Annotated in this window: 25 protein-coding genes, 2 tRNA genes and 1 pseudogene; 13 read left to right on the top strand and 15 right to left on the bottom strand. The window is 65.8% G+C overall.

Features of this window, described 5'->3' with window-relative positions:
- Position 1: 1 nt before the first annotated feature.
- The 5 genes from orn to AB0I04_RS13550 all read left to right on the top strand — a co-directional run bounded on the left by orn (position 2) and on the right by AB0I04_RS13550 (position 2,761).
- On the top strand, positions 2-598 hold the full coding sequence (gene orn / locus AB0I04_RS13570; protein ID WP_360883296.1) for an oligoribonuclease: 597 nt from the start codon (positions 2-4) through the stop codon (positions 596-598).
- Positions 599-645: 47 nt separating this feature from the next.
- Positions 646-721 (top strand) — tRNA-His (locus tag AB0I04_RS13565).
- A 202-nt stretch (positions 722-923) separates the two neighbouring features.
- A complete protein-coding gene (locus tag AB0I04_RS13560; RefSeq protein ID WP_360883293.1) occupies positions 924-1,475 on the top strand; it encodes a response regulator transcription factor in 552 nt (183 codons plus the stop codon).
- A 75-nt stretch (positions 1,476-1,550) separates the two neighbouring features.
- Positions 1,551-1,623, top strand: a tRNA-Lys gene (locus tag AB0I04_RS13555).
- A 637-nt stretch (positions 1,624-2,260) separates the two neighbouring features.
- Entirely contained in the window at positions 2,261-2,761 is a 501-nt protein-coding gene (locus tag AB0I04_RS13550) for a hypothetical protein (RefSeq protein WP_360883290.1), read from the top strand.
- Between the two features lie 234 nt (positions 2,762-2,995).
- On the opposite strand, the gene AB0I04_RS13545 is transcribed toward AB0I04_RS13550, so the two are convergent.
- Together AB0I04_RS13545 and AB0I04_RS13540 are read right to left on the bottom strand one after the other, a co-directional pair.
- Positions 2,996-4,303 carry a hypothetical protein gene (locus AB0I04_RS13545; protein ID WP_360883287.1) on the bottom strand — a complete coding sequence of 436 codons (1,308 nt, stop codon included), beginning with the start codon at positions 4,301-4,303 and terminating at the stop codon, positions 2,996-2,998.
- Between the two features lie 371 nt (positions 4,304-4,674).
- Positions 4,675-4,989, bottom strand: a complete 315-nt coding sequence (locus AB0I04_RS13540) for a restriction endonuclease subunit S (protein ID WP_360883283.1) — start codon at positions 4,987-4,989, stop codon at positions 4,675-4,677.
- Positions 4,990-5,165: 176 nt separating this feature from the next.
- On the opposite strand from AB0I04_RS13540, the gene AB0I04_RS13535 reads away from it, so the two are divergent.
- Entirely contained in the window at positions 5,166-5,432 is a 267-nt protein-coding gene (locus AB0I04_RS13535) for a hypothetical protein (protein WP_360883280.1), read from the top strand.
- A gap of 491 nt (positions 5,433-5,923) precedes the next feature.
- On the opposite strand, the gene AB0I04_RS13530 is transcribed toward AB0I04_RS13535, so the two are convergent.
- The 3 genes from AB0I04_RS13530 to AB0I04_RS13520 all read right to left on the bottom strand — a co-directional run bounded on the left by AB0I04_RS13530 (position 5,924) and on the right by AB0I04_RS13520 (position 7,536).
- The gene (locus tag AB0I04_RS13530; protein WP_360883277.1) at positions 5,924-6,910 is read right to left on the bottom strand and encodes a DUF3631 domain-containing protein; all 987 of its coding nucleotides are present in this window, start codon (positions 6,908-6,910) and stop codon (positions 5,924-5,926) included.
- Entirely contained in the window at positions 6,907-7,110 is a 204-nt protein-coding gene (locus AB0I04_RS13525; protein ID WP_360883275.1) for a hypothetical protein, read from the bottom strand. Before AB0I04_RS13525 ends, AB0I04_RS13530 begins: the two co-directional genes overlap by 4 nt.
- A 132-nt stretch (positions 7,111-7,242) precedes the next feature.
- Complete coding sequence (locus AB0I04_RS13520; RefSeq protein WP_360883272.1) at positions 7,243-7,536, bottom strand: hypothetical protein; 294 nt, start codon at positions 7,534-7,536, stop codon at positions 7,243-7,245.
- 49 nt (positions 7,537-7,585) lie between these two features.
- Between AB0I04_RS13520 and AB0I04_RS13515 the strand changes: the two genes are divergently transcribed.
- Positions 7,586-8,353, top strand: coding sequence for a tetratricopeptide repeat protein (locus tag AB0I04_RS13515; protein WP_360883270.1), 768 nt, complete (start codon positions 7,586-7,588; stop codon positions 8,351-8,353).
- A gap of 127 nt (positions 8,354-8,480) precedes the next feature.
- Here AB0I04_RS13515 and AB0I04_RS13510 read toward each other — a convergent pair whose 3' ends face one another.
- Positions 8,481-10,223, bottom strand: coding sequence for a hypothetical protein (locus AB0I04_RS13510; RefSeq protein WP_360883267.1), 1,743 nt, complete (start codon positions 10,221-10,223; stop codon positions 8,481-8,483).
- A 356-nt stretch (positions 10,224-10,579) separates the two neighbouring features.
- On the opposite strand from AB0I04_RS13510, the gene AB0I04_RS13505 reads away from it, so the two are divergent.
- Positions 10,580-13,435: a hypothetical protein gene (locus tag AB0I04_RS13505; protein ID WP_360883264.1), complete on the top strand. Its 2,856-nt coding sequence runs from the start codon at positions 10,580-10,582 to the stop codon at positions 13,433-13,435.
- Positions 13,436-14,184: 749 nt separating this feature from the next.
- Positions 14,185-14,421, top strand: a complete 237-nt coding sequence (locus AB0I04_RS13500; RefSeq protein ID WP_360883261.1) for a helix-turn-helix domain-containing protein — start codon at positions 14,185-14,187, stop codon at positions 14,419-14,421.
- Positions 14,422-14,482: 61 nt separating this feature from the next.
- Here the strand turns inward: AB0I04_RS13500 and AB0I04_RS13495 are convergent, their stop codons facing one another.
- The gene (locus AB0I04_RS13495) at positions 14,483-15,424 is read right to left on the bottom strand and encodes a NucA/NucB deoxyribonuclease domain-containing protein (protein ID WP_360883258.1); all 942 of its coding nucleotides are present in this window, start codon (positions 15,422-15,424) and stop codon (positions 14,483-14,485) included.
- 383 nt (positions 15,425-15,807) lie between these two features.
- Between AB0I04_RS13495 and AB0I04_RS13490 the strand changes: the two genes are divergently transcribed.
- Positions 15,808-16,215, top strand: coding sequence for a hypothetical protein (locus AB0I04_RS13490; protein WP_360883255.1), 408 nt, complete (start codon positions 15,808-15,810; stop codon positions 16,213-16,215).
- A gap of 80 nt (positions 16,216-16,295) precedes the next feature.
- Here AB0I04_RS13490 and AB0I04_RS13485 read toward each other — a convergent pair whose 3' ends face one another.
- The 6 genes from AB0I04_RS13485 to AB0I04_RS13460 form a co-directional block, all read right to left on the bottom strand.
- Positions 16,296-17,192, bottom strand: a complete 897-nt coding sequence (locus AB0I04_RS13485) for an integrase core domain-containing protein (protein ID WP_360883253.1) — start codon at positions 17,190-17,192, stop codon at positions 16,296-16,298.
- Positions 17,189-17,368: a hypothetical protein gene (locus tag AB0I04_RS13480; RefSeq protein ID WP_360883250.1), complete on the bottom strand. Its 180-nt coding sequence runs from the start codon at positions 17,366-17,368 to the stop codon at positions 17,189-17,191. Before AB0I04_RS13480 ends, AB0I04_RS13485 begins: the two co-directional genes overlap by 4 nt.
- Positions 17,365-17,562: a transposase domain-containing protein gene (locus tag AB0I04_RS13475; protein WP_360883247.1), complete on the bottom strand. Its 198-nt coding sequence runs from the start codon at positions 17,560-17,562 to the stop codon at positions 17,365-17,367. Before AB0I04_RS13475 ends, AB0I04_RS13480 begins: the two co-directional genes overlap by 4 nt.
- A gap of 295 nt (positions 17,563-17,857) precedes the next feature.
- Complete coding sequence (locus AB0I04_RS13470; protein WP_360883244.1) at positions 17,858-18,400, bottom strand: amino acid permease; 543 nt, start codon at positions 18,398-18,400, stop codon at positions 17,858-17,860.
- Between the two features lie 107 nt (positions 18,401-18,507).
- Positions 18,508-19,911: an aspartate ammonia-lyase gene (locus tag AB0I04_RS13465; protein ID WP_360883241.1), complete on the bottom strand. Its 1,404-nt coding sequence runs from the start codon at positions 19,909-19,911 to the stop codon at positions 18,508-18,510.
- A complete protein-coding gene (locus AB0I04_RS13460) occupies positions 19,911-20,657 on the bottom strand; it encodes an amino acid racemase (protein ID WP_345444455.1) in 747 nt (248 codons plus the stop codon). Before AB0I04_RS13460 ends, AB0I04_RS13465 begins: the two co-directional genes overlap by 1 nt.
- Before the next feature lie 189 nt (positions 20,658-20,846).
- Here AB0I04_RS13460 and AB0I04_RS13455 point away from each other — a divergent pair, with 189 nt between their 5' ends.
- Genes AB0I04_RS13455 through AB0I04_RS13445 form a run of 3 tightly spaced genes read left to right on the top strand, consistent with a single transcriptional unit; the run spans position 20,847 to position 24,133 of the window.
- Complete coding sequence (locus AB0I04_RS13455; RefSeq protein ID WP_360883237.1) at positions 20,847-21,884, top strand: nitronate monooxygenase; 1,038 nt, start codon at positions 20,847-20,849, stop codon at positions 21,882-21,884.
- Complete coding sequence (locus AB0I04_RS13450) at positions 21,881-23,344, top strand: NAD-dependent succinate-semialdehyde dehydrogenase (protein WP_360883234.1); 1,464 nt, start codon at positions 21,881-21,883, stop codon at positions 23,342-23,344. The genes AB0I04_RS13455 and AB0I04_RS13450 overlap by 4 nt, the downstream gene beginning before the upstream one ends.
- Before the next feature lie 54 nt (positions 23,345-23,398).
- Positions 23,399-24,133, top strand: coding sequence for a helix-turn-helix transcriptional regulator (locus AB0I04_RS13445; protein WP_360883232.1), 735 nt, complete (start codon positions 23,399-23,401; stop codon positions 24,131-24,133).
- A gap of 119 nt (positions 24,134-24,252) precedes the next feature.
- On the opposite strand, the pseudogene AB0I04_RS13440 reads toward AB0I04_RS13445, so the two are convergent.
- Positions 24,253-24,430 (bottom strand): annotated as a pseudogene (locus AB0I04_RS13440) (IS256 family transposase); the annotation flags it as partial.
- A 26-nt stretch (positions 24,431-24,456) separates the two neighbouring features.
- On the bottom strand, positions 24,457-25,521 hold the full coding sequence (locus AB0I04_RS13435) for an integrase core domain-containing protein (protein ID WP_360883229.1): 1,065 nt from the start codon (positions 25,519-25,521) through the stop codon (positions 24,457-24,459).
- Positions 25,522-25,559 lie beyond the last annotated feature (38 nt).

The raw sequence follows: 25,559 nt of genomic DNA, 5'->3' as shown, positions 1-25,559 counted from the left end.
CATGAACGACCGGCTGGTCTGGATCGACTGTGAAATGACCGGGCTCGACCTGCGGCGCGACGCGCTGATCGAGATCGCCGCCCTGGTGACCGACAGTGAGCTCAATATCCTCGACGCGGGCATTGACCTGGTGATCAAGCCGCCCCAAGAGGCCGTGGAGCAGATGTCGCAGGTGGTACGCGACATGCACACGACCTCCGGGCTGCTCGAGGCGCTGCCCGGCGGCATCACCCTCGCCGAGGCCGAGGACCGTGTCCTCGAGTACGTCCGCACTCACGTCCCCGGGGCGAAGAAGGCCCCCCTGTGCGGCAACTCCATCGCGACCGACCGGTCCTTCCTCGCCCGCGACATGCCCGCCCTGGACGCCCACCTGCACTACCGCATGATCGATGTGTCCTCGATCAAGGAGCTGGCCCGCCGCTGGTACCCACGGGCGTACTTCGCCAGCCCGGTCAAAAAGGGCGGCCATCGGGCCCTCGCCGACATCACCGAGAGCATCACCGAGCTCCGCTACTACCGGGAGACCGTCTTCGTCCCACAACCGGGCCCCGACTCCGAGACGGCACGCGCCATCGCGACGAATATCGGTGACCGATGAGGTGCGAAGAACCGCTACACTTCATCAAGCCGCCTAGTGCGGGCATGGTGGGTGTAGCTCAGTTGGCAGAGCACCAGGTTGTGGTCCTGGGTGTCGGGGGTTCAAGTCCCCTCACTCACCCCACTCCGACGGCCCCAGCGCGCACGCGCCGGGGCCGTCGGCCTTTTCCGGCCCACCCCGGCCTCCGACGTCCCGCCCTCACCCGGGTCCGGCTCCCCACCGAAGGCGCCCAGGCCGGTCTTCCACCGGACACCACCCGGGCCCGTCCCCCCTCGGACACCGCCCGGTACGCGCCCCGCCGTGACAGGCGTCCCCCGGAGGCAGGATGAATTCCGAAGGTCCGCTCCCCCTACGGGTCATGGTCGTCGACGGCGACCCCACCCTCCTCTCGTTGCTGAAGGACAGCGACGAGCTGGACGTGGTCAACGAGCCCGGTGATGCCGCCGGGCCCACAGACGCCCTGGAGGCCGCCGAACGCCTCCGACCCGACGTCGTGATCCTCGGCCCCGAGTTCGCGGCCCACACGGCCCCTCTGAGCCGCAGAGCCCGCGTCTTCGTCGTCTGCAGCGAGCCCACCGCCGCCTCGGCGGCCCTCCGCGACGGCGCGACCGGCCACCTCACCCCCGGCCGGTTCACCGCCCGAGAACTGCTCCAGGTCTTCCGCGACGCCGGCCGCGACGACCTCGACCTGTCCGCCCGCGAAGCCGAGGTCATGGACCTCATCGCCAGCGGCCACTCCAACGGCGAGATCGCCCGGGAGCTGTTCCTCAGCGAGAAGACCGTGAAGAACCACGTCAACCGCATCTACGCCAAGCTCCGGGTGGGCTCACGAGCCGCCGCCATCACCCTCTGGCAGGCCCGCCGACAACCCCTGTGACCTGGCCCTCCAGCCATGTGGATCATTCGATTCGCAAGCAGGGCAAGGGGGCTGCTAAAGTTACGGACGTCGCGAGCGCCGTTAGCTCAATTGGCAGAGCAGCGGACTCTTAATCCGCGGGTTCGGGGTTCAAGTCCCTGACGGCGCACCCGTCCTGACCTGGGCGTTCTCGGTTTCACCGGGAGCGCCCAGCGTCTTTTTTGTGGTGGTTTGGCGACGGTGGTTGCTCCGTGGTTGCTCGCGTGCCGGATCTTGGTCAATCCGCCCCCGGGTTCCGCCGGAACAGCCACAACAACCGGCAGCCCGCCATCGAACGGGCAGGATCACAGACAAGCCGTCCGCACGCGAGCAACCTACGTGTCCCCGTCCTGGACGTAATCGCGCCCCTTGCCCTCCAGGTTCCGCCAGGCCAGCGGCACCCGGTTGCGACACGCAACCGTGGCAGGCCCGGCGACGCCGGAATGGCCAGCCGGTGGCTGATCCGCCCAGCAGCCGACACCACCTCATCGGTGCCCTCGACGCGCGCCAGGGCCGAGGTCTGAGCCCGCCCCAGCAGCATGGCGAAACGCTCGTCATCGCGCTCACGCAGCATGACGGCTTCACGCCGACACCGCCACCCAAGTTGATCCTTCGTGTTCTCCTGGGGCAGGTGGACGGTAGGCGTAGGGACAGCCCTCACGGACTTTCCGGCTAATCGGACATCCGTAACGGCCGTGCATAGCTATACGAACTTGGCTCCGTGGAGACAGGGGACGAGGCGGCGATCCGGCTGCGACGATGAGCCGATGGGTACCTCAGCAGGGCCGGGGCAGCTGATGACGGTGCGTAAGAAGCGCGGGCTGGAGATCGCCGAGCGTGAAGCTGAGCTTCAGGGCCGACGCAGCGCGTTCGACCGCGAACGCTCCCGGATCTTCCGGGAGACCGGCCAGAAACCCGGCGGAAAGAAGACATGGAGCGAGGAGGAGCGAGCCGTGCGCGCCGAGCTGCGCGCGCTCGAGGATGAACGCGCCACCCTCCTGGCGCAGATCGATGCTGAGCTGGCCGAGCTGCGATCACAGCAGGCCGAGTTCAAGCGGATCCGCACTTCGGTGTGGGCAGCGGGCCGGCGAAAGAAGCCCCCGGTCACCAAGAAAGAGCAGAAGCTGAGCACCAAGCTGGCAGTGCTGCAAAGCGAGCGTGCCCATGTCGACGGCGCAGTGCGCCGCGATCGGGAAATGGCCCGGTATGAGGAAGCGGTCTGGAACACGCTCCTAGACGCGACGAGCGTGGACTCCTCGTACTGGTGATCTACTTCACGCCAGCGGACGTACGCGGCGATGGTCTCGCCTTGTTCGGTGTGGCTGCGGGTGGTCGGTGGCGGACAGGGCGAAGTAGCGCAGGGCCGCGAACTCCGCTTCGATCCAGTTCAACCAGGAGGAATACGTCGGTAGGAATACCAGCTCGATGTCGTTGCGGCCTCTCAGGAGACGACGTTGGGGTGCTTGTGCGGGGAGAAGTTGTCCAGGGGATCGGCGCAATGGCTATCCCGCCAGCGGCGCCGGCCGGTCCATGCGGTGTGTCAAGGGCGTGCTTACGTCCGGGACTCTGAGCGGCGTCGTGTCCGTCCCGGCATCGCGTGCCGCCTCCAGGACAGCCGTCAGATTCCCGGTGGCGAGCGTCTCCACGGGGCACGCCCCGCATTCCCCTTGACTGTCGTGCTCGGCTACGCCGCCGACGGCGGCCCGAATGTGGGCGAGGGCATCGAGCCCGTGGTCGACGCGCAGCGCGTACCAGGTACCGTCACGCTGCTCGGCCGCGGGAAGTCCGGCCGCGATGCCCGGGTACATCGGCATCTCTACCTGGCCGTCGTGGACGCGGGCGAGGACGACCTGATCGAGGTGATCGCACACATCCGGCTCGGGATGGTGGTCACGCAGCCAGGCGATGGCCTCTTGACGACTCCCCGGGCCCCACAGGTACTGCGCGGGGAAGGTAGTGGTCGCGCTGCGCGCGTCGAATCCCAGCAGACGGGGGTCGGTCACTCCGCCCGGGCAGAACACGGCGCGGATCAGGATGTACGTGAATTCGTCCTCATCGGCCGCATCGACCAGGGAGTCGGCGTAGCCGGCCCTGATGTTCTCGCCATTATCGTTCCAGCCGATGGCGACGATGCTCCGGCTGAGCGGCGCGGGATACAGCCGGCCTCCCGGGGTCGGATGTCCCCACAGCTGATTGATGGTCTCGGCCAGGTCGCACAGCGACCTGGCGGCTTCCACCGGAGAATCTAGGTGGTAGACGCCATGGGCGACCGTATTGCGCAGTGCCTGCCGGATCGGGTCCAGACTCCGGTTGCGCTGGCCGCGCAGCAATCCCTCGCGGCGTGCCCAGGTCAGCAGGCCGCCTAGCGTGCCGTTGAACACCTTCCACTCTCGTGAAGGGCCCATGCGGATTCTCGGGCCGCGGATCTTTCTGAGATGTTCGAAGAAGTCGATGTAGCTGGTCATGGTGATCTGGTACTCGCGGTTGTCTTTGTCGCGGACCTGGACGATCTGCCCTTGGTACTGGAAGGCGAAGCGATCGCGCAGCGCCTGCTCCAGCGTCAGCTGGGCCGCGTCCCCGACCAGCGTGAACAACTCGTAGCACAGCACCCCGTGAGCGTGGGCGGCGCGCAGCTGCTCGAACTTGTTTCGGGTGGCTTCGGTAACCTCACCGGCCAGCTGAAGGTCGGCGATCACCCGCTGCTGAAAATCGGCGGCGTCCTCGGGTGCCATGCGGCCGAGTCCGAGCGGAGTAAAAGCCAGGGTGCGCTCGTCAGCGGCCTGCAGCTCCTCCAGCGTCTTGATATCCATGCGAGACCGTTCCTACCTTCCTATGGCGAACTGGCCAGGATGAGGCCTGGATCTCATGTGGTGCAAGCCGATTACGGGATCTGATGCGAGATAACGCCTGGCTACCGCTGGGCTTCGCCAGAGCGGACTCGAACCGCGCGTGAACTGGCGAGTCGCATCCCGTCGGGCAAGGGCTTATTGGCGTATCGGCTGCTGTCGTAGCAGTCAAGGGACGCCTTCATGCATGACGGCTGCGCATGAGCTCGTGCGCCGACGTACTCTCGTAGACGGACGGGGTTGGAATTCCTGTTCCATTAGACATCTTCAGGACGGGAAGTCTCTGAAGATTTCCTGAACCCCGGACTCGCGCGGATCTCCGCGCCTTGCGATCACTACGGTCGCCGTGGAATCGTCCTGAGTTCTACGCCATCGGGAACCTTCCGACCCTTAGTGATTCCCGAGACTATTTCGGCGACCTCTCCCAGTCGGCAGCTCTGGAACTGCGCTTCGGCGCCGAACATGTCGAGGAAGATCGATTCGGCGAGGTCGTCGAGGATCGCGATCGCCCGCCGTCGCTTCACCCGCAGCTCGTCCGCCTGGTCCAGCACCTCGGCAATCCGTTGTTGCTCCTCGACTGGAGGCAGTGGAACCTCGAGTTGAGCCAGATAGGACTCGGGGATCCGGCGCTGCCCACCACTACCCGTCATTCGGCGCTCGCCAGCAATGCGGATAAACGGCTGGCGTAGAAAGTGGCCGTAGGCACGCGAGTGGACAACTGCCTGGAGCCATAGGCACGGACAGCAATCGTTCCTCGCCGTCCGGCTGCACCAAGAATGCCGGTCCGTCGTGGAACTCGCTCGCCGCGGGTCTCACCGTTGCCGGGGTGTTGATCATCGCCTGGCAGGTGTGGCCGGCGCCGCCTCGGCTGGATGTGGCGCTGGCCCGGATCCAGGCCACCCGCCTGCATCCTGCCGCCGAGCCGGCATCGGCCGGGAGGTCTGAGCGGGTCGGGGGCTGGCTCGCCACCCATCTGGCCCGCCCGGCCGGCCTGCTCGCGCTGCCGCGTTCGGATCTGGCGCTGCTGGACCGGCGAGGATGCTCTGGCCAGCCTGAAGGCGACCGTGCTGGAACAGTCCCTGCCACGCAGTAAGACCCGAGATGGGCAGGGACGCACCAACCGCGAAGTCGACGTCGCCGGGCAGCGGTGCGAGGTTGCGTGCTTCGATCGCCACATACTCCGCCAGAGTGCCGTCGCGATGCCAGTCGGCGAGGCCGAACACCCGTTGACCCACCGACAGCCTCGGCATCGTCTCCAACCCCGCCACCGGCATGATGATCGTCGCACCCCACACCGGCGCGAACGTGCGACTGCAGTCGTACAAGACCTACCCGGGTGGCGCGGCCGGGTTCACCCGGCCCGGCGCCCGCGCGGCGACGAAGTAGCGTCCGCCTTCCGGTGAACGAGCCGCGGGCGGATCGAGGTCCTGGACCAGGTGGCACGAGACCGGTGCGCGGAACAGGTGAGAGCTGACTCGAATGTAGCTGGCGGATGACGGGGCGGCCGTCGCCGCATCTGCGGCAAAGCCTTTGAGGCGTGGCGGTACCACGACGGCCCCAGGGGGCATCACAGCCCGCATAGCGTCAGGCCGAGACGTCGTGGTCGCCGGGACCACCTTCCTGCTGTCGCGGCCGGGGTAGGTAACGGTCCCATGCGGGTTGTAGGTCACCTCGCCGGTAGCCCCTTCGGCTTACACCTCCCAGGTTGACGTGTACCGACACGACGCCGTACGGCCTGAGTTGGTAGGCCAGGCTGCGGGTGGTCAGCTCACGGCCGTACTCGTGCATCCACGGCCTTCCGTGGAGTTGATGTAGCCGTTCGAGGACGGTCACGCTGTGCAACGCGTTGACACCCTCGAACACTGCGTGTAGATCGCGGAGACGCCGTATACCGACGGGCGTGTCCTGATCGTTCGTGCAACTCATAGGCAGCGTGGTTGTCTCGACCGACGACGCCGGAGCCGTCTTCTCCCGCTGGTCATCGACCCGTTTCACCGTGCCGGGGATACGGTCCCACACTTGTTGAAGGTGTTCTCGCTGGTAGCCCCTTCGGTTTACGCCCCCGAGGTTGACCTGTACCGACACGACGCCGTACCGCTTGAGTTGGTAGGCCAGGCTGCGGGTGGTCAACTCACGGCCGTACTCGTGCATCCACGGCCTTCCGTGGAGTTGATGTAGCCGTTCGAGGACGGTCACGCTGTGCAACGCGTTGACACCCTCGAACACTGCGTGTAGATCGCGGAGAAGCCGTATACCGACGGGCGTGTCCTGATCGTTCGTGCAACTCATAGGCAGCGTGGTTGTCTCGACCGACGACGCCGGAGCCGTCTTCTCCCGCTGGTCATCGACCCGTTTCACCGTGCTGGGGATGAGGATTTCTTCGACTCCACAACGGAGAGCGGCGCAGATGGTATCCAAATCGGACAGATCGATCTTCTGCACCCTCCCGGACCATAGATGGTGCGCCTTCGCGACGCTGATGGTGAGCCCCTCGGTAGCGAGCAGGCGCTGTAGCTCGCTAGGTTTCCAGATGTCGCGGTTGGCGGCGGCCAGGCGCAGGTTCCACTTCATCGCTGAACGTCACCTTCCAGGTTCAGAGGGCAGCTTGCCGTCGTGTTCGGTGGGTCGTTGACATCGGCTGGTCCGGGGCAGGGTGTGGTGTCGTCCATGCCGAGCAGCCGTCTCAGGACCCGTTTGGGTGTGTCGTCCAGCCCGGCATGCCACTGGATGTAGGTCTTGACCTCGTCATCGATGCAGATCGCCTGGCTCATCGGGGAATCTCCCCGTGTTGTGCGGCGGTTGCGTGGCTGGGTCGGATCGGCCTGGCCGGTAGCAGCGTGGGTCGGTGTCCGTCAGCGGTCCGGCGTGCTGGTGCACGTGTGCGAGGACCTCGGGCGTCAGGCTCAGTTCTGATCAGGTGACTCATCGAAGGACCCCTTCTTCTCCCGCCGGCCTCGCCAGAGGACCCGAATCAGACCCGCCGCGCCGCCTCGCGGCCGGTCCGATGCCGGGCGAATGCCCGTGGCGTCCTCAACTGCCGTGGCCGGTCGGCGTACCCGCGTGCCCGTGTCGCGGGGCAGGAGGGTGACAGCGGGTGTGGTGATGGTGGGGACGGCGGGGCCCGGGTAGGTGATGGTCGCGAGGTCAAGGACGGCGGTGTCGTTGTAGAAGCGGCGGGTGGCCTCGGTCTGGGCCATGGCGTCGGCGTGTTCGAACAGCGATGCCGTGCGGTGGTCGAGTTGGTGGATGAGGATCTGGCGGGCGGCGGTGCGTACGGCGGTGAGTGCGGCGATCGGTTCCGTGCCGCCGCGTACGCTTGGTTTGGAGCATGAAGAAACTGCCGCTTCACTCGCCGTGCTCGGTGGCGTCCATCTCACCAATGGGGACCCGGCTGGCGCCGTAACTTATCTCGAGCAGGCTCTTAGTGTTAGAGCTAGGGTGCTGGGTCGTGATCACCTGGACACAGTGGTGTCACGGAACAACCTCGCGGTTGCTCTCTGCGAAATCGACGAACCGCACCGCGCCATTCCGCTCTTGGAGCAGGTGATCGATGATGCACCGGGGATCTTCGCCCCCGAGAGTGCCGAGTTGACGAGCGCGCAAGAAAGACTTGCCGGTCTGTACATTTCAACAGGGCGGCCAGATCGCGCTATTCCACTGTATAGTCAGCTGCTCGAAACCCGAATCCAAACCATTGGAGTCGACCACCCTACAACCCTCGCCACCCAGGACATGTTGGGATTCGCGTACAGGGCAACTGATAACCTCTCTCGTGCCATCGTCTTCTACGAAAAGGAGCTGATCGGCCGCACCAGAATCCTTGGGCCGGGGCATCAAGACACATTTAAATCGCGGAACATTCTCGCCTACGCATACAGGCTTTCCGGGGACCTCGCTAGGGCGATTCCGCTCTACGAGGAGACGCTAAAATTTGCCGTCGCCGAACTGGGGCATCGTCATCCGGCCGTCATCAAAATGCGTGACAATATTCGTAGCCTGCGAGCTCAGATGTAGCGTCGAAGAGAGAGGCTTTTCGTGCCCGGCCGAGCGGGAGGTGAAGCCCTGTCGTAGCGGAACCTTGCTGTTCGCAAGGACGACGCCATCATCCTCGCGCAGCTGGTCGGTATGCCGGTAGTGGCACCTACTGGCGGTTGATCGTGCGGGTGATGCCCGCGAGCACGGTGGTGGCCAGGATCCAGCCCGCGGCGATGAGCAGGTACGACAGCCACTGGTAGGGGCCCTGCGGGCTGAACGCTTTTGCCTGGCCGAAGTCCACGATCGGCAGGAGCAGGTTCAGGGTGTAGATGAACGGGTTGAAACCGGGCGCCTTGCCGTGTTCCAGCGGCGGCGGGTGGTGCAGCCCGAACGTCACGGTGCCGATCGCCAGCAGTACGGCCAGCCAGGCGGCCGCGCGCATCGGCCGGTAGCCGTAGCCGACGGTGACGTCCTGCAGATATCCCCAGACCTTGGCGTAGGAGGGAAGGGTAGAGCGGTGCCGGCGTTGCTTCGCCAGTCGTACGAGGCGTGCCGCGGCGTCGTCTCCGATGCGGCTGTACGCGCCGGCGAGTTGCTCATAGGCGTAAGGTACGTAGCCGTCCTCGTCGCGTTCCAGAAATTCCAGGCGTTCGCGCGCGGGCAGGTGGGGGACCAGCCTGCCGTAGGTCAGGCCGTCGAGTTTGACGGAGCCGGGCCAGAGGTCGGGGGTGGCGTGGAGGAGATCGAACTGCGCGCGGCGCAGGTTGACCGACCCTGCGATCGGCTCCGCATCGCGGAACCAGCACTCGGCCGCCGTGCAGCCACTGGCCCGCAGAGCCATGCCGCCGGCATTGGTGAGCCTGGCGTGGGCGAGGTTGAGCTGGCCTGTGATCTTCGCTCCCCGCAGGTCCACGCGGCCATCGGCGCGTAGCCGCATCCCCTGAAGATCCGTGCCGACGGCGAGGTTCTCGGCCTGCAACGCGGTGCCACCGGGATCGATCAGCGTCGCATCATCGAGGTTCACGACCCCGGCGATGCGCGCGCCCCTGAAACGGACATGTCCTTCGGTCCGCATCCGGACGCAGAGCATGTCGAGCCCGACGGTGATCACTGTGGCTGTCAGGGCGGGGCCACTGGGGTTGGTGAGCGCGGCGTTTGAGACGTTGAACGATCCACCGATCCGGGCACCGGTCAGCCTGATCTCTCCGTGGGAGGTCAGGCGTTCACCGTAGATGCCCGAACCGATGGTGAGATTGACCCCTCGGAGGCAGACGTCGCCGGGGTTGGTCAGTTCGGCATTCTGGAGGTTCAGCGCGCCGCCGATGTGCGCCCCGTCCAACCGGACCTGCCCGGCTGCTGTGAGGCCAGGGCCCCACAGGTCATGCTCGATGTGCGCCGGGTTGAGCTGGAGTACCTCGCCTTTTCCCGAGCCGAGGCGGGCGCCGTCCAGCAAGAGCGCGCCCGTGATTCTCGCGCTGACCAGCCGTACCGTTCCCAGGACGTGGCAGTCGGTGAGGTGCAGAGCGCCCTCCATCTGGATCTCTGTGGCGACCAGATCGGGAAGGACCGACTCGGAGAGGTTGAGCTGGCGGGTCCGCGCGGCGTACAGGTTCGGCGCCTCTTCGAAGTAGCAGGCCCGCAGACGAACGGGATGCGCGACGACCGCGTTCCGCAGGTCCAGCGGACCGATGATGCGGGCGCCGACGATCCGCAACGCCGGTATCTCGCCTCGACCGGCACCCTCGCGAAGAAGCAGCGCACGAAGAACCTTCGCGCGGATGGTCCGGTCGGGACCCCAGGACGCACCGTCGACGGGATCGTCATCACCGTCGCGGAAGTCGACCTCGTCTCCACGCGGAAAGGCCCGGTAGACACGGCGTTCTGCGGATGTCAGATCTTTGGCGTCCATCGCGCGGCCACTCTCGTGTCACGCGTCCCCGGTGTCAACACCAGATGATCGTCGGGTTGGGCTTCGCCGGCCGGGACCACGCGAACGAAACACCCTGAGGTGCCCTGGCTCCATGGCGCGGTCTCCCTGCAGGCCGCTTGCGAGGCGATGACTGAGTTGCGGAAGCTCACCCGCTACCGGGCCATGCGTGGCCTGTGGCAGAAGGAGTCGTTGCCGGTGATGTGCGCATATCGGCGACCGTCGTTGGCGATGCCGGTGTTTGTGATAGGCAGGTCTGCGGCTGGTGGTGGCATGCCGACCGGCCGGTGCGGTTCTCCCCTTGATGTCGGCGCCCGCGGATGGCGGAAAGGTGTGCGATGGCGTACGACCTAGAGCAGTTGGGAAGCACGGGTTTCCAGGATCTCGCCGCTGCGCTCCTGCTGGATGCGTTCGGTCCGGGTGTGCAGGTGATGGGGTCAGGCCGCGACGGCGGCCGGGACCTCTACTACAAGGGCCAGCTCATCTGGAAGCCGACTGAGGACCAGGCCAGCGAGGTCTGGGAGGGGTACACGGTCTTCCAGGTTAAGCACAAGGAGACGCTGGAGTCGCGGCACACTGCTAACGCCGCTTGGTTGTGGTCACAGGTGCGTGAGGAACTCGATGCCTGGGCTGATCCGTCCTCGGGCAGGGGTCCGGTTCCCGACTTCCTGGTCTTCATCTCCAACGTGCCGCTCACGCCGGTGCCGGATTCGGGTGGCCATGACTTCATCAACGCCAGCATCAGCCAGTACGTGGCAAGTCTGGAAGACGGCAGCCGCGACGTCGGGACCGGCGCCGAGCGGCGGGCCCGTCTGCATCGGATTAAACGCATCCGGAAATGGCGCGTGTGGGACGGTAACCAAATTCAGGCCCTGCTGAACACCAGCCTAGCGGTCAGGCAGGCGTTCCCCGGGTTCCTCACCGCCGCCGACGTGTTCGCGAACCTGTCGCAGATCACCGGGTTCGTCTCGCCGGAGAACCTCGAAGCCGCGCTGCGCGCGCACGCCCGTACGACGCTGGTCGGCGAAGGCATGATCTACTTCGACGAGGCTGGCGCCGGCGACACGACCGGGCTGCCCGTCCATCAGGTCGTCATCGACCTGCCGGTCACGCTCGGCCACGACGTCGGCAGCGGAAGCGTGATCCAGCAAGTGCTCGATCACGGTGAGCGCATGCTGAAACCGAAGCTGACCACGGTTGATGGCCCGCGCCACCTCATCGTTGCGGGTGCTCCCGGCAACGGGAAGACCACCATCTCCAAGTTCCTCGTCCAGGCCTACCGGGCGGCCATGCTGTCGGGGGCCGAGGACCTGAGCACCCACCATCGGGCGCTGATCGCCGGGATGCGGCAGGCGCTTGGCAGGTTCGGACGGGCTATGCCCCGCCACCGCCGCTGGGCGATGCGCATCGACCTGGCCGAATACGCTCGCGATCACGGCCAGAACATCGACTCCACGCTGATCCGCTACATCGCCGAACGGATCTCCTTGCGCTCGGACGCAGGCAAGGTCCAGCCGAACAACCTGCTGGCGTGGATGAGACGCTGGCCCTGGTTCCTCATGCTGGACGGCTTGGACGAAGTCACCGACCCGACCGTACGAAAACGGCTCATCGAGCGGGTCACCGAACTGGTCACCAACGCCGACGCCGACGACTGCGACCTGTTCGTCGTGCTCACCACCCGGCCCATGGGATTCACCGAGCCGATCGCGCCGACCCAGTTCAAACGCATCGACCTGGACTACCTCCAGCCCGCCGAAGCGGTCCGCTACGGCACCCTGGTCACCAAGATCAGACTCCGCAACGACCTCGACCGCATTGACAGGGTCACCCGGCAACTGCAGAGCGCCGCGGCCGACGACGCCCTGCGGAACCTGCTGCGCACACCCCTGCAAGTACTGATCATGACGATCATCATCGGCGCGGCAGGCAAGCTCGCCCCCGACCGGTTCAGCCTCTTCTGGGGCTATTACGAAACCATCTTCCGACGCGAGCGGGACAAGCAGACGGGATTCAGCCGGATCCTCCAAGAACACGGGCAGCAGATTCAGCAACTTCATGAACGCATTGGCTTCGAACTGCAGGACCGCAGCGAGGTCGGCAATCGCTCTGATGCCGCCCTCACCGACCAGGAATTGCACAACATCACCTGGGGCGTGCTCGACCAAGCGGGATTTAAGCCCTCGGGCATTGACGAGGACCTGCTGACGAAGATTGTCAACGCCGCCACCCGGCGCCTGGTGCTGATCGCCCCCCGCGGTGACGAAGGCTACGGCTTCGATGTGCGGTCCTTGCAAGAGCTCATGGCCGCGATGTACCTGACCACCGGCCCGCTCGACGTCATCATCCACCGCCTGCGGATCGCTGCCGCAAGCCCGCACTGGCGCAACACCTGGATCTTCGCCGCTGGCCGTCTGTTCTCCGTCCCCCAAGAGCACCAGCAGCAGGCACTGATCGAACTCGTGGAAACGATCGACGAGCGTGCTGACGAACGGCTCGGCAGCATCGTCCCCATCGGCCCGAGACTGGCACTCGACCTCATCGACGACGGGATGGCCCGTTCTCTGCCCAGATGGCGAGACCGTCTCATCGCCCAGGGCCTGCGGACTCTGTGGGCCCCGCCGTCGACCGACCTCCTCGACACGGTCCATATCCTGGCGCGGTTCGCCGACACCGGTGAGTCCCAACGGCATACGATCGCTGAAGGCCTGCGCGACGCGCTTGCCGGCCCCGCAGTGGCCCGACTCACAGCCAGGCTGGTCCAGCGCGACATGAAGGTATACAAGAGCGGGAGCGCTCCTTGGCTGGCTACGGTGCGTAAGCGCGAGGGCGCGAACCTGGCTCCCGAAGCCCCTGACGGCTGGGCGGACTTCACCGAGGAGATCACCACCTACCCGCTCACCGAAGAGGCCCGCGGCAAAGTGAGCGCTGCCGTCGCCGCGATCCATGTGATCCTCCGCCATAACGAGCTACAACGGGCGAAGCGACGTAAATCACGTTCAAAGGGGAGCCTGGCGCCGACCGAGCGGGAGGTGTCCGCCATTCTCACCGCTCTCGCAGATGAGCAGGGCGCAGCCGCGCTGGCTTCGGCTCTGCACCATATCGCCGCCCATGAGCCAGTCCTCCTCCAGGCGCTCCAGGAAGAGATCCTGCCACTGGTTCACCGAGCAGCAATCGGCGAACACCTGCGCTGACCGCGATGCCTCGCTCCCGCGCCGCATCAGGGCGCGAAGAAGCCCGCGTGCATGCTCTACATTCAGGCTGACGGATGACCTCCCGGAGATAACCATTTGCCCTATACCACTTCAAAACTGCCGCAGTGGGCCGACCTGGAGCTTTGAAAGATTGACTACCTCGTTCGCTGATACTCGGCTAGGAGTAGGTGCGATGCATAGTTTTCCAAGCCCAACGGCCGGATTGGGTGCTCCGCGGGTGCTCGTACGTCGCGGTACCGCCCGGCAGCACCCGGTACGACGCCGCACCGATACGCCGTGAAGCGAATAGCGAACGCGGATCAAATGGCACGTAGCGGTACTGTGAAACAGGACGCGGTAGCGCGTCGAGTAGGGAATTCCTCCAGAACTGTGGACTTTTAATCCGCAGGTTCGATCCCGCAAGTCACGCGATGGCCGCCTCACTTCATGACGCCATAACCGCCACAAATAAGCTCACACATTACGCTTGTGGACGCATCCGTCTCCACGACAGATTCCCGACATTCTTGGAGTACGGATCAGCCTCGCGCGAGCTCCCGGAGCGCCATCGGTGTCCGCGCCCAACCCTGGTTTCGCACTCATAGCCGGCGTGTCACAGAGAAGAAAGACACACTCAGGTGGGTCGGCGACGGCCTCCACCGTTGGCGCAGCCTAGCCGCCCGAAGGGAGCAGAGATGGGCGCGAGCGGCCAACGTCTCGTGCGGGGGCCGGTCTAACGTCGGCGTCCCATGGGACGCCAGACGCCGGAATGGATAGAGCGCCACCAGGTTGGCGCTGTCAAGCTTCATGACCAGATCCGGCACGCGCGCGCCCTGCTCGCCCAGCCCGACGCCACCATCGCCCGGCTGCTGGGCGTCAGCCGGGCAACGATCTACAAGTACGTGCCTGAGCTCAAGACCGGCCAGCGCCCTCAACTCGACGCGGGCGCCCCGTCGGCCGCTCGCGCCGAACTCCCCGCCAGCTGACCGCGGCGATCCCTACCTTGCGGCTCGCCGTAGCTTCGGGAGTCCATCGTGGGTGCAGGGGTTAGACCTCGACGTAGAAGGGGTCGCCGTCCAGGACACGGTCGGCGTTGTAGAAGCCGCTGATGAGCCCGCCCTGGCTGTTTTGTTCTTTGGCGGGGACCCAGGCCCAGCCGCTTCCCATTCCCCCGACTGTGCCGCCGCCTTCGCGGGCGGAGGCGAACGGGTACTCGTCGCAGGATTTGCCGGCGGGGCGCGGGCCGGTGTGGCGACGGCCGCACATCGCTTCACGGTTGCGTCTTTGCTGGGCTTCGTCGGTGATGTGGTGCAGGGCGCGGGCCTTGTCGCCGGGGACGCCGTACCCCCCGCGTTTTTGGATGCCGCGGATGTTTTTGGCGATCTTCGGCAGTTTGGCCATGGTGGTCATCGTCGGGATGTAGTCGGGCACGACGCAGCCCGCCTTGCGGCCTTCGATCAGGTCGTCGCAGCGGATGCGGGTGGCGGCGCGGGATTGACCGGGCACCGGGCTGAGTGGCGGTTTGGAGGGGGTCGCGATGAAGTCCGGGGAGCTGGTGTGCTCGCTTTTGGTGGATTCGGTGAAGTGGAAGGTGCCGGTGAGGGACCGGCCGGTGACCACCGGCCCCCTCAGCGCGCCGGTGGCAGAGCACGGGTGCTCGCAGGCCGCGGTGATCGTGATGTTCATCCCGACACCCTCGTCGACGACGGCGAAGGGTGTCACGGTCATCTCGGCGGTGTAGGTGTTGCTGTTCACCGCCGTGTGCCAGTCGATCGTCCCGATGAACCGCGCGTAGCCGACCGGAGCGCCGTTTTCGGCGACGAAGACCGTCCCTTTGAATTTGTCGCAGGAGCTGGTGCGGGAGAATTTGCAGGGACCGGCGGCTGCCGCCCCCGCGGCTGTGCCGTGCGCCGGGTCGCCCGCGCCACCAGGAGTGTCCGCGTGCACGCCGGGTGCCGGGTCCGCCGCCGCGACGCCTATCCCGGACACCCCGCCGACCGCAAGCAAGACCGCTGTGGCTCCCGTGCACGCCAGCGCGCGAACCGTCCGGCGGGCCGGTGCGAGCGCTCGGCGGCGAGTGCGCTATCCCGGGCTGGCCGGCACGTGGTGAGATTAAGAACCTCATGTGGCTCCTTGAAGATCTTGGGGGTCACGAACCCGATCCTCTCGGCGTCCGCGATTGTCACGTGAGAGTGTGCGACGGCGTGCCGGTCGGCGGCATCCGGGGAAACCCTTAATCCGCCCTCCCGGTCGCTTGAGCCCCAAAGGCCAAGACTGCACGGGGGCCAGGGCAGGTCCATCGGCCGGCGCCAGCCCGTGACGTCCCGCGCGGTCGTTGACCTGCCGCCGTCCGGCGGCCACGATCCTGCGGCATGAGTTCTGCTCACGAACAGGTCCCGGTGGTGATACCGGTCGCGCACTGGCTGGTAGTGGATGCCATCTTGGACAACGAGATCAGCGTCGAGGGCGAACACGGCGACCCCCGCCACGTCCTCGACCTCGCCCACACCATCCGCCAAGCCGGCTGGGACCATCTACCCGACTGGCCGACCGACCCCGCGGGTTTCGCCGACTCGCCGCAGCCCGGGCAGACAGTGACGATGCCGCTCACCCACACCCAGTGGGACCTGATCCTGGATTGCCTAGACCGCTGGGCCGCCGTCGCCGCCGACCTGGAGACCCCCAACAGCCGCGCCGACGCACGCCAATCCCGACAGATCGCCGACCAACTCCGCCACCAGCTCACCGAACATGACAACCGCCGAAATGACCGAACCTGAAGAAACCGCACAGCCACGAGGCGCTGAAGTGGCCCAGAACCGCAGGGTCCTACCCTGTCGGTGCCGAGTATTCGGCCGCCCTATGCGACCTGGGCGTATTCATGGATGAGTCCGCCGAGTCGATCTCGTCGGATGACCTTGATGTCGGCGTCGACGGGGTCGGGTAGCGCTCTGAGTGGGCTGGCCTGGTTCAAGGTGCGGTGTGGCCGGTGGGCGTTGAAGTGGTCTTCGTACTCGGTAAGGACCTTGCGTAGATGCGCGGCGTTGATGATGAGGATCCGGTCGAGGATCTCGCGGCGGACGCTGCCGACCCAGCGTTCCGTGATCGCGTTCATGCGAGGTGCCTTGGAAGCGGTGAGCACGATCCGGATTCCTTCGGCGCGGAACACCTCATCGAACAGCGCGGTGAACTTGCTGTCCCCATCCCGAATCATGAACGTGAACGACCCGGCCTGCTCCCCCAGATCCATCAACAAGTTCCTCGCCTGCTGGGCCACCCAGCCGGCGGTCGGATTCGCGGTCACACCAAGGACATGCACTCGGCGAGTGGCGTGCTCAACCACCGCGAAGCAGTACAGCCGGATCAGGGTGATCGTCTCGACATGAAAGAAATCACAGGCCAGGATCCCTTCGGCCTGGGCACGCAGGAACTCTCCCCACGCTGGCCCCGATCTATAGGGTGCCGGATCGATCCCGACCTTCTTCAAGATCGCCCATACTGTCGACAGCGCGATCCCGCGGCCCAGATTGGTCAACTGTCCAGCGATCCTCCGATAACCCCACCCGGGATTCTCCGCGGCCATCCGCAAGACCAGTTCGCGGATCGTCGGGCGCGCCGATGGGCGACCAGGTTGGGTGCGTTTACAGGTCCAGCGTCGCTTCACCAGGTCAGCGTGCCAGCGAAGCAGCGTGCCAGGGGTGACGAACAACCCGATCCGCCGCGATCGAGGCAGCAACCGGGCCAGCGCTGCGATCACCGCCCGATCGGCCCACGACGGCCTAGTCGTGCGACCTGCCGGCGCAGCACCGCCAGCTGATGCCGCAGCACCAAGATCTCCGCCTCTTTCGAGGCATCCGACCGCGTGAGCATGGCGAGCCAGCCGAGTAGACAAACGAAGATGAGATAGAGGAGCCGTAGCACCACAAGCCTCATCCTGCTCGTCGCAGACACGTCCGCCTGCTGAACAGGGAACCCAGGTCACGACCGGTGGCCGAGTTTCCGGCACCGACACGGTGCTGCACCCGGCCCGTCTCCGCCAACACCGCGTCCACCAGCTCGAACGGCACGACCTGCGTGAGCTCTCCCAGATGCCCGGGCGCGAACACGCCCGCAGCCACCCGGACCACCCGGGAAATGACAGACTGATCCCGCAACGGGACTCTACTCTTCAGATGATCTTCGCCGACATCTGAACTACAGGAGTCCCGTTGCCCATCTCAGCCGATTGACAAGAACTGAATCCCCTTAACTACCTGGCCTTGGGGGGAAGGCCCCGACGTAACGACGCCGGTTCCTCGCGTACTCCTTTTCGCCACGCTCGCCGGGCCCGCGTCATCTGGCGGCACTAACCCTGCGCTAACCCGCCCCGGCTTTGTCAGGGCTGCTCCCACCCTCCCCGGCACCACCCGGATCAGGCTGCCCTCAGCTTATGGAAGCGTGAGAACTCCCGGTGAGGTTGTTCAGGCCAGGCGTGGGGTGGCCGGGAATCCAGCCCAGGATCGCCACCACGCCCAGCGCCAGGAATCCGGTGATAGCGAGGACCTTGATCGAGGCGAACCAGAACTCCATCTCACCGAAGAATCGGACATTGATCAGGTTCGCACCGGTGAGCACGACCATGAAGGTGAGGGCGGCCAGCCATGCCGGAGCTGCCGGCAGGACACGGTGCGCGATCGCAGCGCCTGCGGTCGCCTCGAAGCCGACCGTGATCGCCCACAGGTAGGCATAGATCCAGCCGACGGCGAGACCCGCCCATGCACCCAGCTCACGGCCGGCGTAGGTGGCGAACGAACCTGTGTCAGGCGATGCCACGGCCAGTTCGGCGAGCATCCGCATTATCAGGATGACCAGCACGCCAACGCCGATGTAGCCCAAGACCACTCCTGGCCCGGCCGAATGGATCGCGCTCCCGCTGCCGACGAACAGGCCAGCGCCGATTACACCACCGACGGCGATCATGCTCATCTGTCGACGGCCGAGATTGGGACTGAGGGCTGATGAGGGTTGGGTGGATCTGCTCATGGCGGCTTCTCCCGTCGAGCCGGGGGCTCAGGGCACCCGGGACGTGTTGATCAATCGATTGAGTTGACTGATGAGTAGGACGAGTGGACCAGCTGGTCGAAGGCCTCCGCGGTCAGCAGACCCCGCTTGATCACCAACTCGCGGATGGAGAGACCCTCATCCATCGCCTGCGTCACGAGCGCGTTGGCAGCGGAGTAGCCGATCAGTGGGTTCAACAGGGTCGCGACGGTCGCCGACCGCTCAATGTTGTCCCGCAGGTGCTGTTCGTTGGCCGTGATGCCCGCGACGCATCGATCGGCCAGCGCGCGGCAGCCTGCATCGAGGCATTTCACGCTCTGGTGCAGGCTTCGAGTGATGATCGGTCCGAAGGCGTTGAGCTCGAGTTGCCCAGCCTCGGCTGCGAGGGTGACGGTGAGGTCGTAGCCCATTACCGTGAACGCGATCTGGTTGACGAGCTCGGGGATGACCGGATTGACCTTGCCCGGCATGATGCTGGATCCGGCCTGCACGGCGGGGAGGGTGATCTCGGCCAGGCCGGCCCGCGGGCCGGAGGCGAGGAGGCGAAGGTCATTACAGATCTTGCCCAACCGGACGGCCAGCAGCCGCAGTGCGCCGGATAGGGCGACGAATGCACCGACGTCCGCGGTAGCCGCGATGAGATCTCGCGACGGAACGAGCGGAAGGCCGGTCACCGCGGCGAGTCGGGCAAGTACCTCCCGGACGTATCCGGAAGGCGTGTTAAGCGCCGTACCCACGGCCGTTCCGCCGAGGCCGATCTCCAGCAGGCCTGCTGCCGCGGCCTGGAGCCGGCGTTCGGTGTCCTCGATGCTGCTGGCGTAACCCCGCAGCTCCTGTCCCAGGCTCATCGGCACGGCGTCCTGCAACTGCGTACGGCCCAGTTTGACCACCCCGGTGAAGGCTGCGGCTTTCTCCGCAAGCCGATGCCGGAGTTCGGCCACCGATTGCAACAGCGCCGTGGTCGACGCGAAGGCCGCCAGTCGCACTGCGGTGGGATAGACATCGTTGGTGCTCTGGCTGCGGTTCACATCCTCGATGGGGTCGAGGAAGCGGTATTCACCGCGGGGGTATCCGAGGAGCTCCAACGCCCGGTTACAGATCACCTCGTTCGCGTTCATATTGGTCGAGGTGCCGGCCCCGCCCTGTATGAGGTCCACGACGAAGTGCTCGTGCAGCAGGCCGTTCCTGATCTCCGTGCAGGCAGCGGCGATCGCGTCGGCCTTCGCACCTGGCAGCACGCCCAGGGCGTGGTTGGCCTGAGCCGCTGCGGCCTTGACCGCCGCGAGCGCCGAGACGAGCTCAGGCCAGGCGGCGATGGGTTCTCCTGTCACTGCGAAGTTCGTCATCGCGCGCGCGGTGTGTACGCCGTAGTAGGCATGCGCCGGCACATGGAGCTCGCCAAGATGGTCGCGTTCGACTCGAAACAGACCGACCATCACTCAACCGCCGATTCGCAGCAGGCAGCATCGTTCAACCTTTGCAGGCACGCTTCGGCGAGCGCCTCGAGCGACGAACACATCCGGTCATCCGGGAGCCCGGTGAGGTCGTAGGCCAAGGGCACCTCGGTACAGGCCGCGACCATCGGGAGGTCGCGTTCCTGCCACGCTTCCTCGAGGGTGGCGGCGAGGGAACGTGCCGCTTCCTCGGCCTGTCCCGCCTTGACCAGGTCGATCATCACATCGATCGCCTCCTGTCGGTCGGGCGGCGGAACGACCAGCCGGTAGCCCAGCCGCCGTGCCCACTGCTGGTAAAGCCCGCTGCGCACTGTGGCCCCCGTCGCGACCAGCAGGCCACCTCGCGGACTTCGCCGATACGCCTGTGTGATGGTCGCCTCGGCTATATGCACCAGCGGTTTCGGTAGCTCCGCCGCCATCCCCTCGACGAAGAGGTGCGCCGTGTTGCAGGGCATCGCAAGGAGATCTGCACCCCAGCGGGCGAGTCGGAACAGGTCGGAGCGGATCCACGGTGTCGGGTCGTCGCCGCCGCCGAACGCGGCGCGTCGGTCTGGGATCTGGGTGTCGGAAAGGACCAGCACACGCGGATGGTCCTGGTCCCGTTGGGCAGGGGTGATGGCCGTGAGCAATCGCATGAACTCTGCTGTCGCAGCGGGACCCATCCCTCCGAGAACACCCAGGGTGGGTGCCTGACGGGACGCCGCGGCCCGGCCGTCATGGGTAAGCATGCGCCGAACCGTACCTGAAATTCTACGACTTGTTGATACCTATCCAAATTTGTTGTAACTTACAAAAAATCAAGTAGTGCGACCCGCACGCGATCCGATACGGGCCGACCCGTACACCGACAAGCGCGCCCGACTGGCACGGCGGAGCAGCCATGGCCGCCCGGACGTCAGCCTGAGGCAAGGAGGAACATGCCGCTGCACACCGCACTCACCGCCCGGCTAGGGATCGATGCCCCCGTCATCGCCGCGCCGTTGGGGCGGGGCTCGACCCCGCGGTTCGTCACTGCCGTCGCCGACGCGGGGGCGTTCGCGTTCGTCGCGCTCATGCACATGCCTGAGGCGGATATCGTCACCACGCTCGCCGACTACACCCGCGTCGTGGAGCCGACTCGGTTCGGGGTGAACCTCACCTTGATTCGTGACCAGCGCCGGCGGCTCGCCGCCGCCCTTGATGCCGGGATCCGCACTGTTTCGTTGTGGTACGGAGACCCCGAGCCGTACGTCGAGCAGGCCAAGGCCGCCGGAGCCACGGTGTTCTGGACGGTCGGTCGCCTCGCTGACGCCGCGCGCGCCGCCGACCTCGGCGTGGACGTCCTCGTCTGCCAGGGCCGCGACGCGGGCGGTCATCTGGTCGGCACGGCAGGGACGATCGCGCTGCTACCAGCCATCGTCGATGCCGCGGGCGGCATCCCGGTCGTCGCGGCGGGCGGCATCGCCGACGGTCGCGGTCTGGCGAGCGCGCTCATCATGGGCGCCGAGGGTGTCTGGATGGGTACGCGCTTCGTCGCAAGCGAGGAGAGCGCGAACCATCCCGGCTACAAGCAGCGGGTGGTCGACGCCGGGTTCGACGATCTTCTGGAGACACGACTGTTCGACGGTGGATGGCCCGACTCGCCGCACCGGGTGATACGCAACTCCACCGTGTCCCGTTGGGAGGAGGCAGGGTGCCCTCGATCCGGCCAGCGCCCCGGGGAGGGCGAGGTGATCGGCGCCCATCCCAACGGCAGGTCATTCCTGCGCTATACCGATGCCTCGCCGTGGGAGGGCTTCGAGGGCGATTGGGAAGCCGGCGCCCATTATGCGGGTGCCAGCGCCCCACTCATCCATGGCATCGAACCCGTTGCGCGGATCGTCGCCTCCGTCGTGGAGGGTGCCGAACTGGCGCTACGTCGGGCGACCGCGGCCACCAGGACCGTCATTTCGACACCCGAATCGGAGACACGATGAACACCTTCGATGTCCACGACGCCCTTTACATCGACGGGCAATGGGTACGCGACGCGGTCGGTGGTGGCCGCTTCGACGTCACCGACCCCGCCACCGGCGACGTGCTCGCTTCGCTCCCCGACGGCGGCCGCGCGGAGATGTCACGCGCGATCGCCGCCGCCGCAGGCGCCCAGTCGGCGTGGGCGGACACACCCGCACCCGTCCGCGGGAAGATCCTCGCGGCGGCCGGCAGGCTGATGCTGGAGCGGATCGACCTGCTCGCCCACCTGATGACCAGGGAGCAGGGCAAGCCACTACGTGAGTCGCGCACAGAGATCCGCTACGCCGCGTCATTCCTGAGCTGGTTCGCCGGAGAGGCCGAACGCATCTACGGGAGGCAGATCCCCTCCGCCGATCCCACTAAGCGGCTGCTCGTCCTCAAGCGCCCGGTAGGCGTCACCGCCGGCGTCACTCCTTGGAACTTCCCCGCCGCGATGATCACGCGCAAGCTCGGCCCCGCGCTGGCCGCCGGCTGCACCATGGTGGTCAAACCGTCCGAATTGACACCCTTGTCAGCGTTGGAGATCGCGCGAGTATTCGCAGATGTGGGGCTGCCGACCGGCGTGTTCTCAGTCGTCGCCGGGCTCGACGCGGCCGACATCGTCGAACCCGTCATGGCCGACATGCGGGTGCGGAAGCTCTCCTTCACCGGGTCGACCACCGTCGGCACAGCACTCATGGCGCAGGCAGCTTCGACCATGAAGCGGTTGTCCCTCGAACTCGGCGGCCACGCGCCATTCCTGGTGTTCGAGGATGCCGACCTGGATATCGCCGTCGACGCAGCGGTGGCGTCCAAGATGCGCAATATGGGACAGACCTGCGTCGCCGCGAACCGCTTTTACGTCCATCGCGCGGTCGTCGACCGATTCGCCGAGCGTCTCGCCCAACGGCTCGGCGAGCTCGTCGTGGGAAACGGTCTCGACGACAGGACCGACGTCGGTCCACTGATCTCCGAGCCCGCAGTCGCGAAGGTCGAGGCCCACGTCGCCGATGCGATCGCCAACGGAGCTGACCTCCTCACCGGTGGCAGTCGGACCGTCGCCGGTGGACCGTTCTTCGCACCGACCGTGCTGCGCGGCGTCGACCCAACAATGCGGATAAGCCGCGAGGAGACCTTCGGTCCAGTAGTTGCGATCAGCACCTTCGAGAGTGAGCAGGAGGCCGTGGCTCTCGCGAACTCCACCCCGTACGGCCTCGCGGCCTACTACTTCACCCGGGACGTGGGACGCGTTCTACGCCTGGCCGAACGACTCGAGTTCGGGGTGATCGGCGCGAACGACGGGATCCCGTCGACCGCCCAGGCTCCCTTCGGCGGGATCAAGGCGTCTGGCATAGGTCACGAAGGCGGAGCCGAAGGCATCGCGGAGTACCTCGATGTCAAGTACCTATCGATAGGCTCGATCGAAGCCGCCGTGGACTGAGGGCACGGCTCACGCGTTCATAGGGAAGTCCTCTCGAGAACGGAAGATCCAGCAGTGAATGACGACCGTCGCAGCCAATCAAGCCTGCGGCAAGACCACCTTGTGGTCTTCAACATCCTCCGCAACATCGCGACGGCCGTCGCCGATATGTTCGGTGAGGGATGCGAAACGGTGGTGCACGACCTCCATGACCCGGCCTCGTCCATCGTGCACATCGAGAACGGCCACGTTACGGGCCGCAAGGTCGGTGACGGGATCCGTGATCTCGCTGCCATCCTTCGTTCCGAGCGCTTCCACGACGACATGTTGACCGACTACATCACAAAGACCAAGGAGGGCAAGGTCCTTAAGTCGTCAACCCTCGTTGTCCGCGATGAGAACGGTGACGTAATTGCCGCATTCGCCGTCAACTATGACCTCGGCAAGTTCTATGCGGTCAAGAACGTGATCGACTCATTCGTCACCGGACACGAGCTCGACCCACCCGAGTCGGAAAAACTCATCGAGGACTCCGGGGTCCTCAGCATCCTCCGGCACATCATCCGGCAGAGCATCGACGAGGTCGGCATTCCCGTCTCCGAGATGACCAAATCCGACAAAGTCAAGGTCGTCGCCTTCCTCGATGAACGAGAAGTCTTTCTGGTCCGGGGGGCAATCGACTACGTCGCCCAGACATTGAGCGTCTCCCGCTTTACGATCTACAACTACCTCGATGAAGTCCGGGCGGCACAGATCGCCGCCGATGACAGCGCTCGCACACCACCGGCAGACGAGGGTCTGTCCAGCTAACGGCTCTGTCGCTCTTTTCGGCCCGTACAGTCCCGACGTGACCTGGGGTGTCTGTAACTCGTAGAGAGATACCCCCCTCGGGAGTGTCAACTTAACGGCTGATCTTGGTTGTTAGGGGTTCAGTCCGTGGCCGGGGTAAGGCGGCCTTCGAAGGCGATCTGGAAGGCGTTGAGGGGCGCCTTCCAGCGCTGGGTCCATCTCTTGCGGCCTTTGCCGGTCGGGTCCAGGCTCATCAGCGACATGTACACGCACTTGGAGCGCGGCCTGCTCGTTGGGGAAGTGCCCGCATGCCCGGACGTGTCCGTGCCGAAAACTCGGCCGCCCTATGCGACCTGCGAGTATTCGTGAAGCAGACCGGCGAGTCGATCTCGTCGGGTGACCTTGGTGTCGGCGTCGCTGAGGGCGGGTAACGGTCTGAGCGGGCCGGCCTGGTTCAAGGCGCGGTGGGGACGGTGGGCGTTGAAGTGGTCCTCATACTCGGCGAGAACCTTCCGCAGATGCGTTGCGTTGATGATCAAGATCCGGTCGAGGATCTCGCGGCGTACGCTGCCCACCCAGCGTTCCATGATCGCGTTCGTTCGAGGCGCCCGGACCGGTGTCTTGATGATCCAGATGCCCTCGGACTGGAACACCGCATCGAAGCCGGCCGTGAACCTGGTGTCCCGGTCCCGGATCAAGAACGCGAACCGGTCCACCTGATCATCGAGGTCGAGTAACAGGTTGCGGGCCTGCTGGGTCACCCAGGCGGCAGTTGGGTGGGCGGTGACACCAAGTACATGGACTCTGCGGGTCGCGTGCTCCACGACCGCGAAGCAGTACAACCGGGCCAAGGTGATCGTCTCGACGCTGAAGAAATCACACGCCACGATCCCGGCGGCCTGAGCTTTGAGGAACTCGCCCCAGGTGGGGCCGGATTGTCGTGGTGCGGGGTCGATACCGGCCTTCTTCAAGATCGCCCACACCGTCGACGGCGCGACCTTGCGGCCCAAGCCGGCCAGTTCCCCAACGATTCGCCTGTATCCCCACGGGGGGTTCTCGGTCGCCGGCCGCAGCACCAACTCCCGCAGTGCTGGCCGTAGTGGCGGTCGGCCCTGGCTTCGCCGCTTGTACGTCCAACGCCGTTTCACCAGGTCGGCGTGCCAACGTAGTAGCGTTCCCGGCGTGATGAGCATCCCGGCTCGTCTCGCTTTCGGAAGAAGCCCGGGCAGCGCCGTGACGATCGCTCGGTCGGCCCATGACCAACGCGGACGGGAGACCTGCCGGCGCAGCACCGCGAGTTGATGGCGCAGCACCAAAATCTCGATGTCTTTGGACCGATCGGACCGGCCGAGTAGGGCCAGCCAGCCGACGAGCCGGACGAAGATCAGATACAGCAGTCCAAGACCCACGAGACTCGATCCTGCCGACCACAACGTAACTCGTCAGC

The organism is Actinoallomurus sp. NPDC050550 (assembly GCF_040655075.1).
Taxonomy (GTDB): Bacteria; Actinomycetota; Actinomycetes; order Streptosporangiales; family Streptosporangiaceae; genus Actinoallomurus.
The sequence above is the reverse complement of the archived record's forward strand: the minus strand, read 5'-3'. Positions and strand labels throughout refer to the sequence as shown.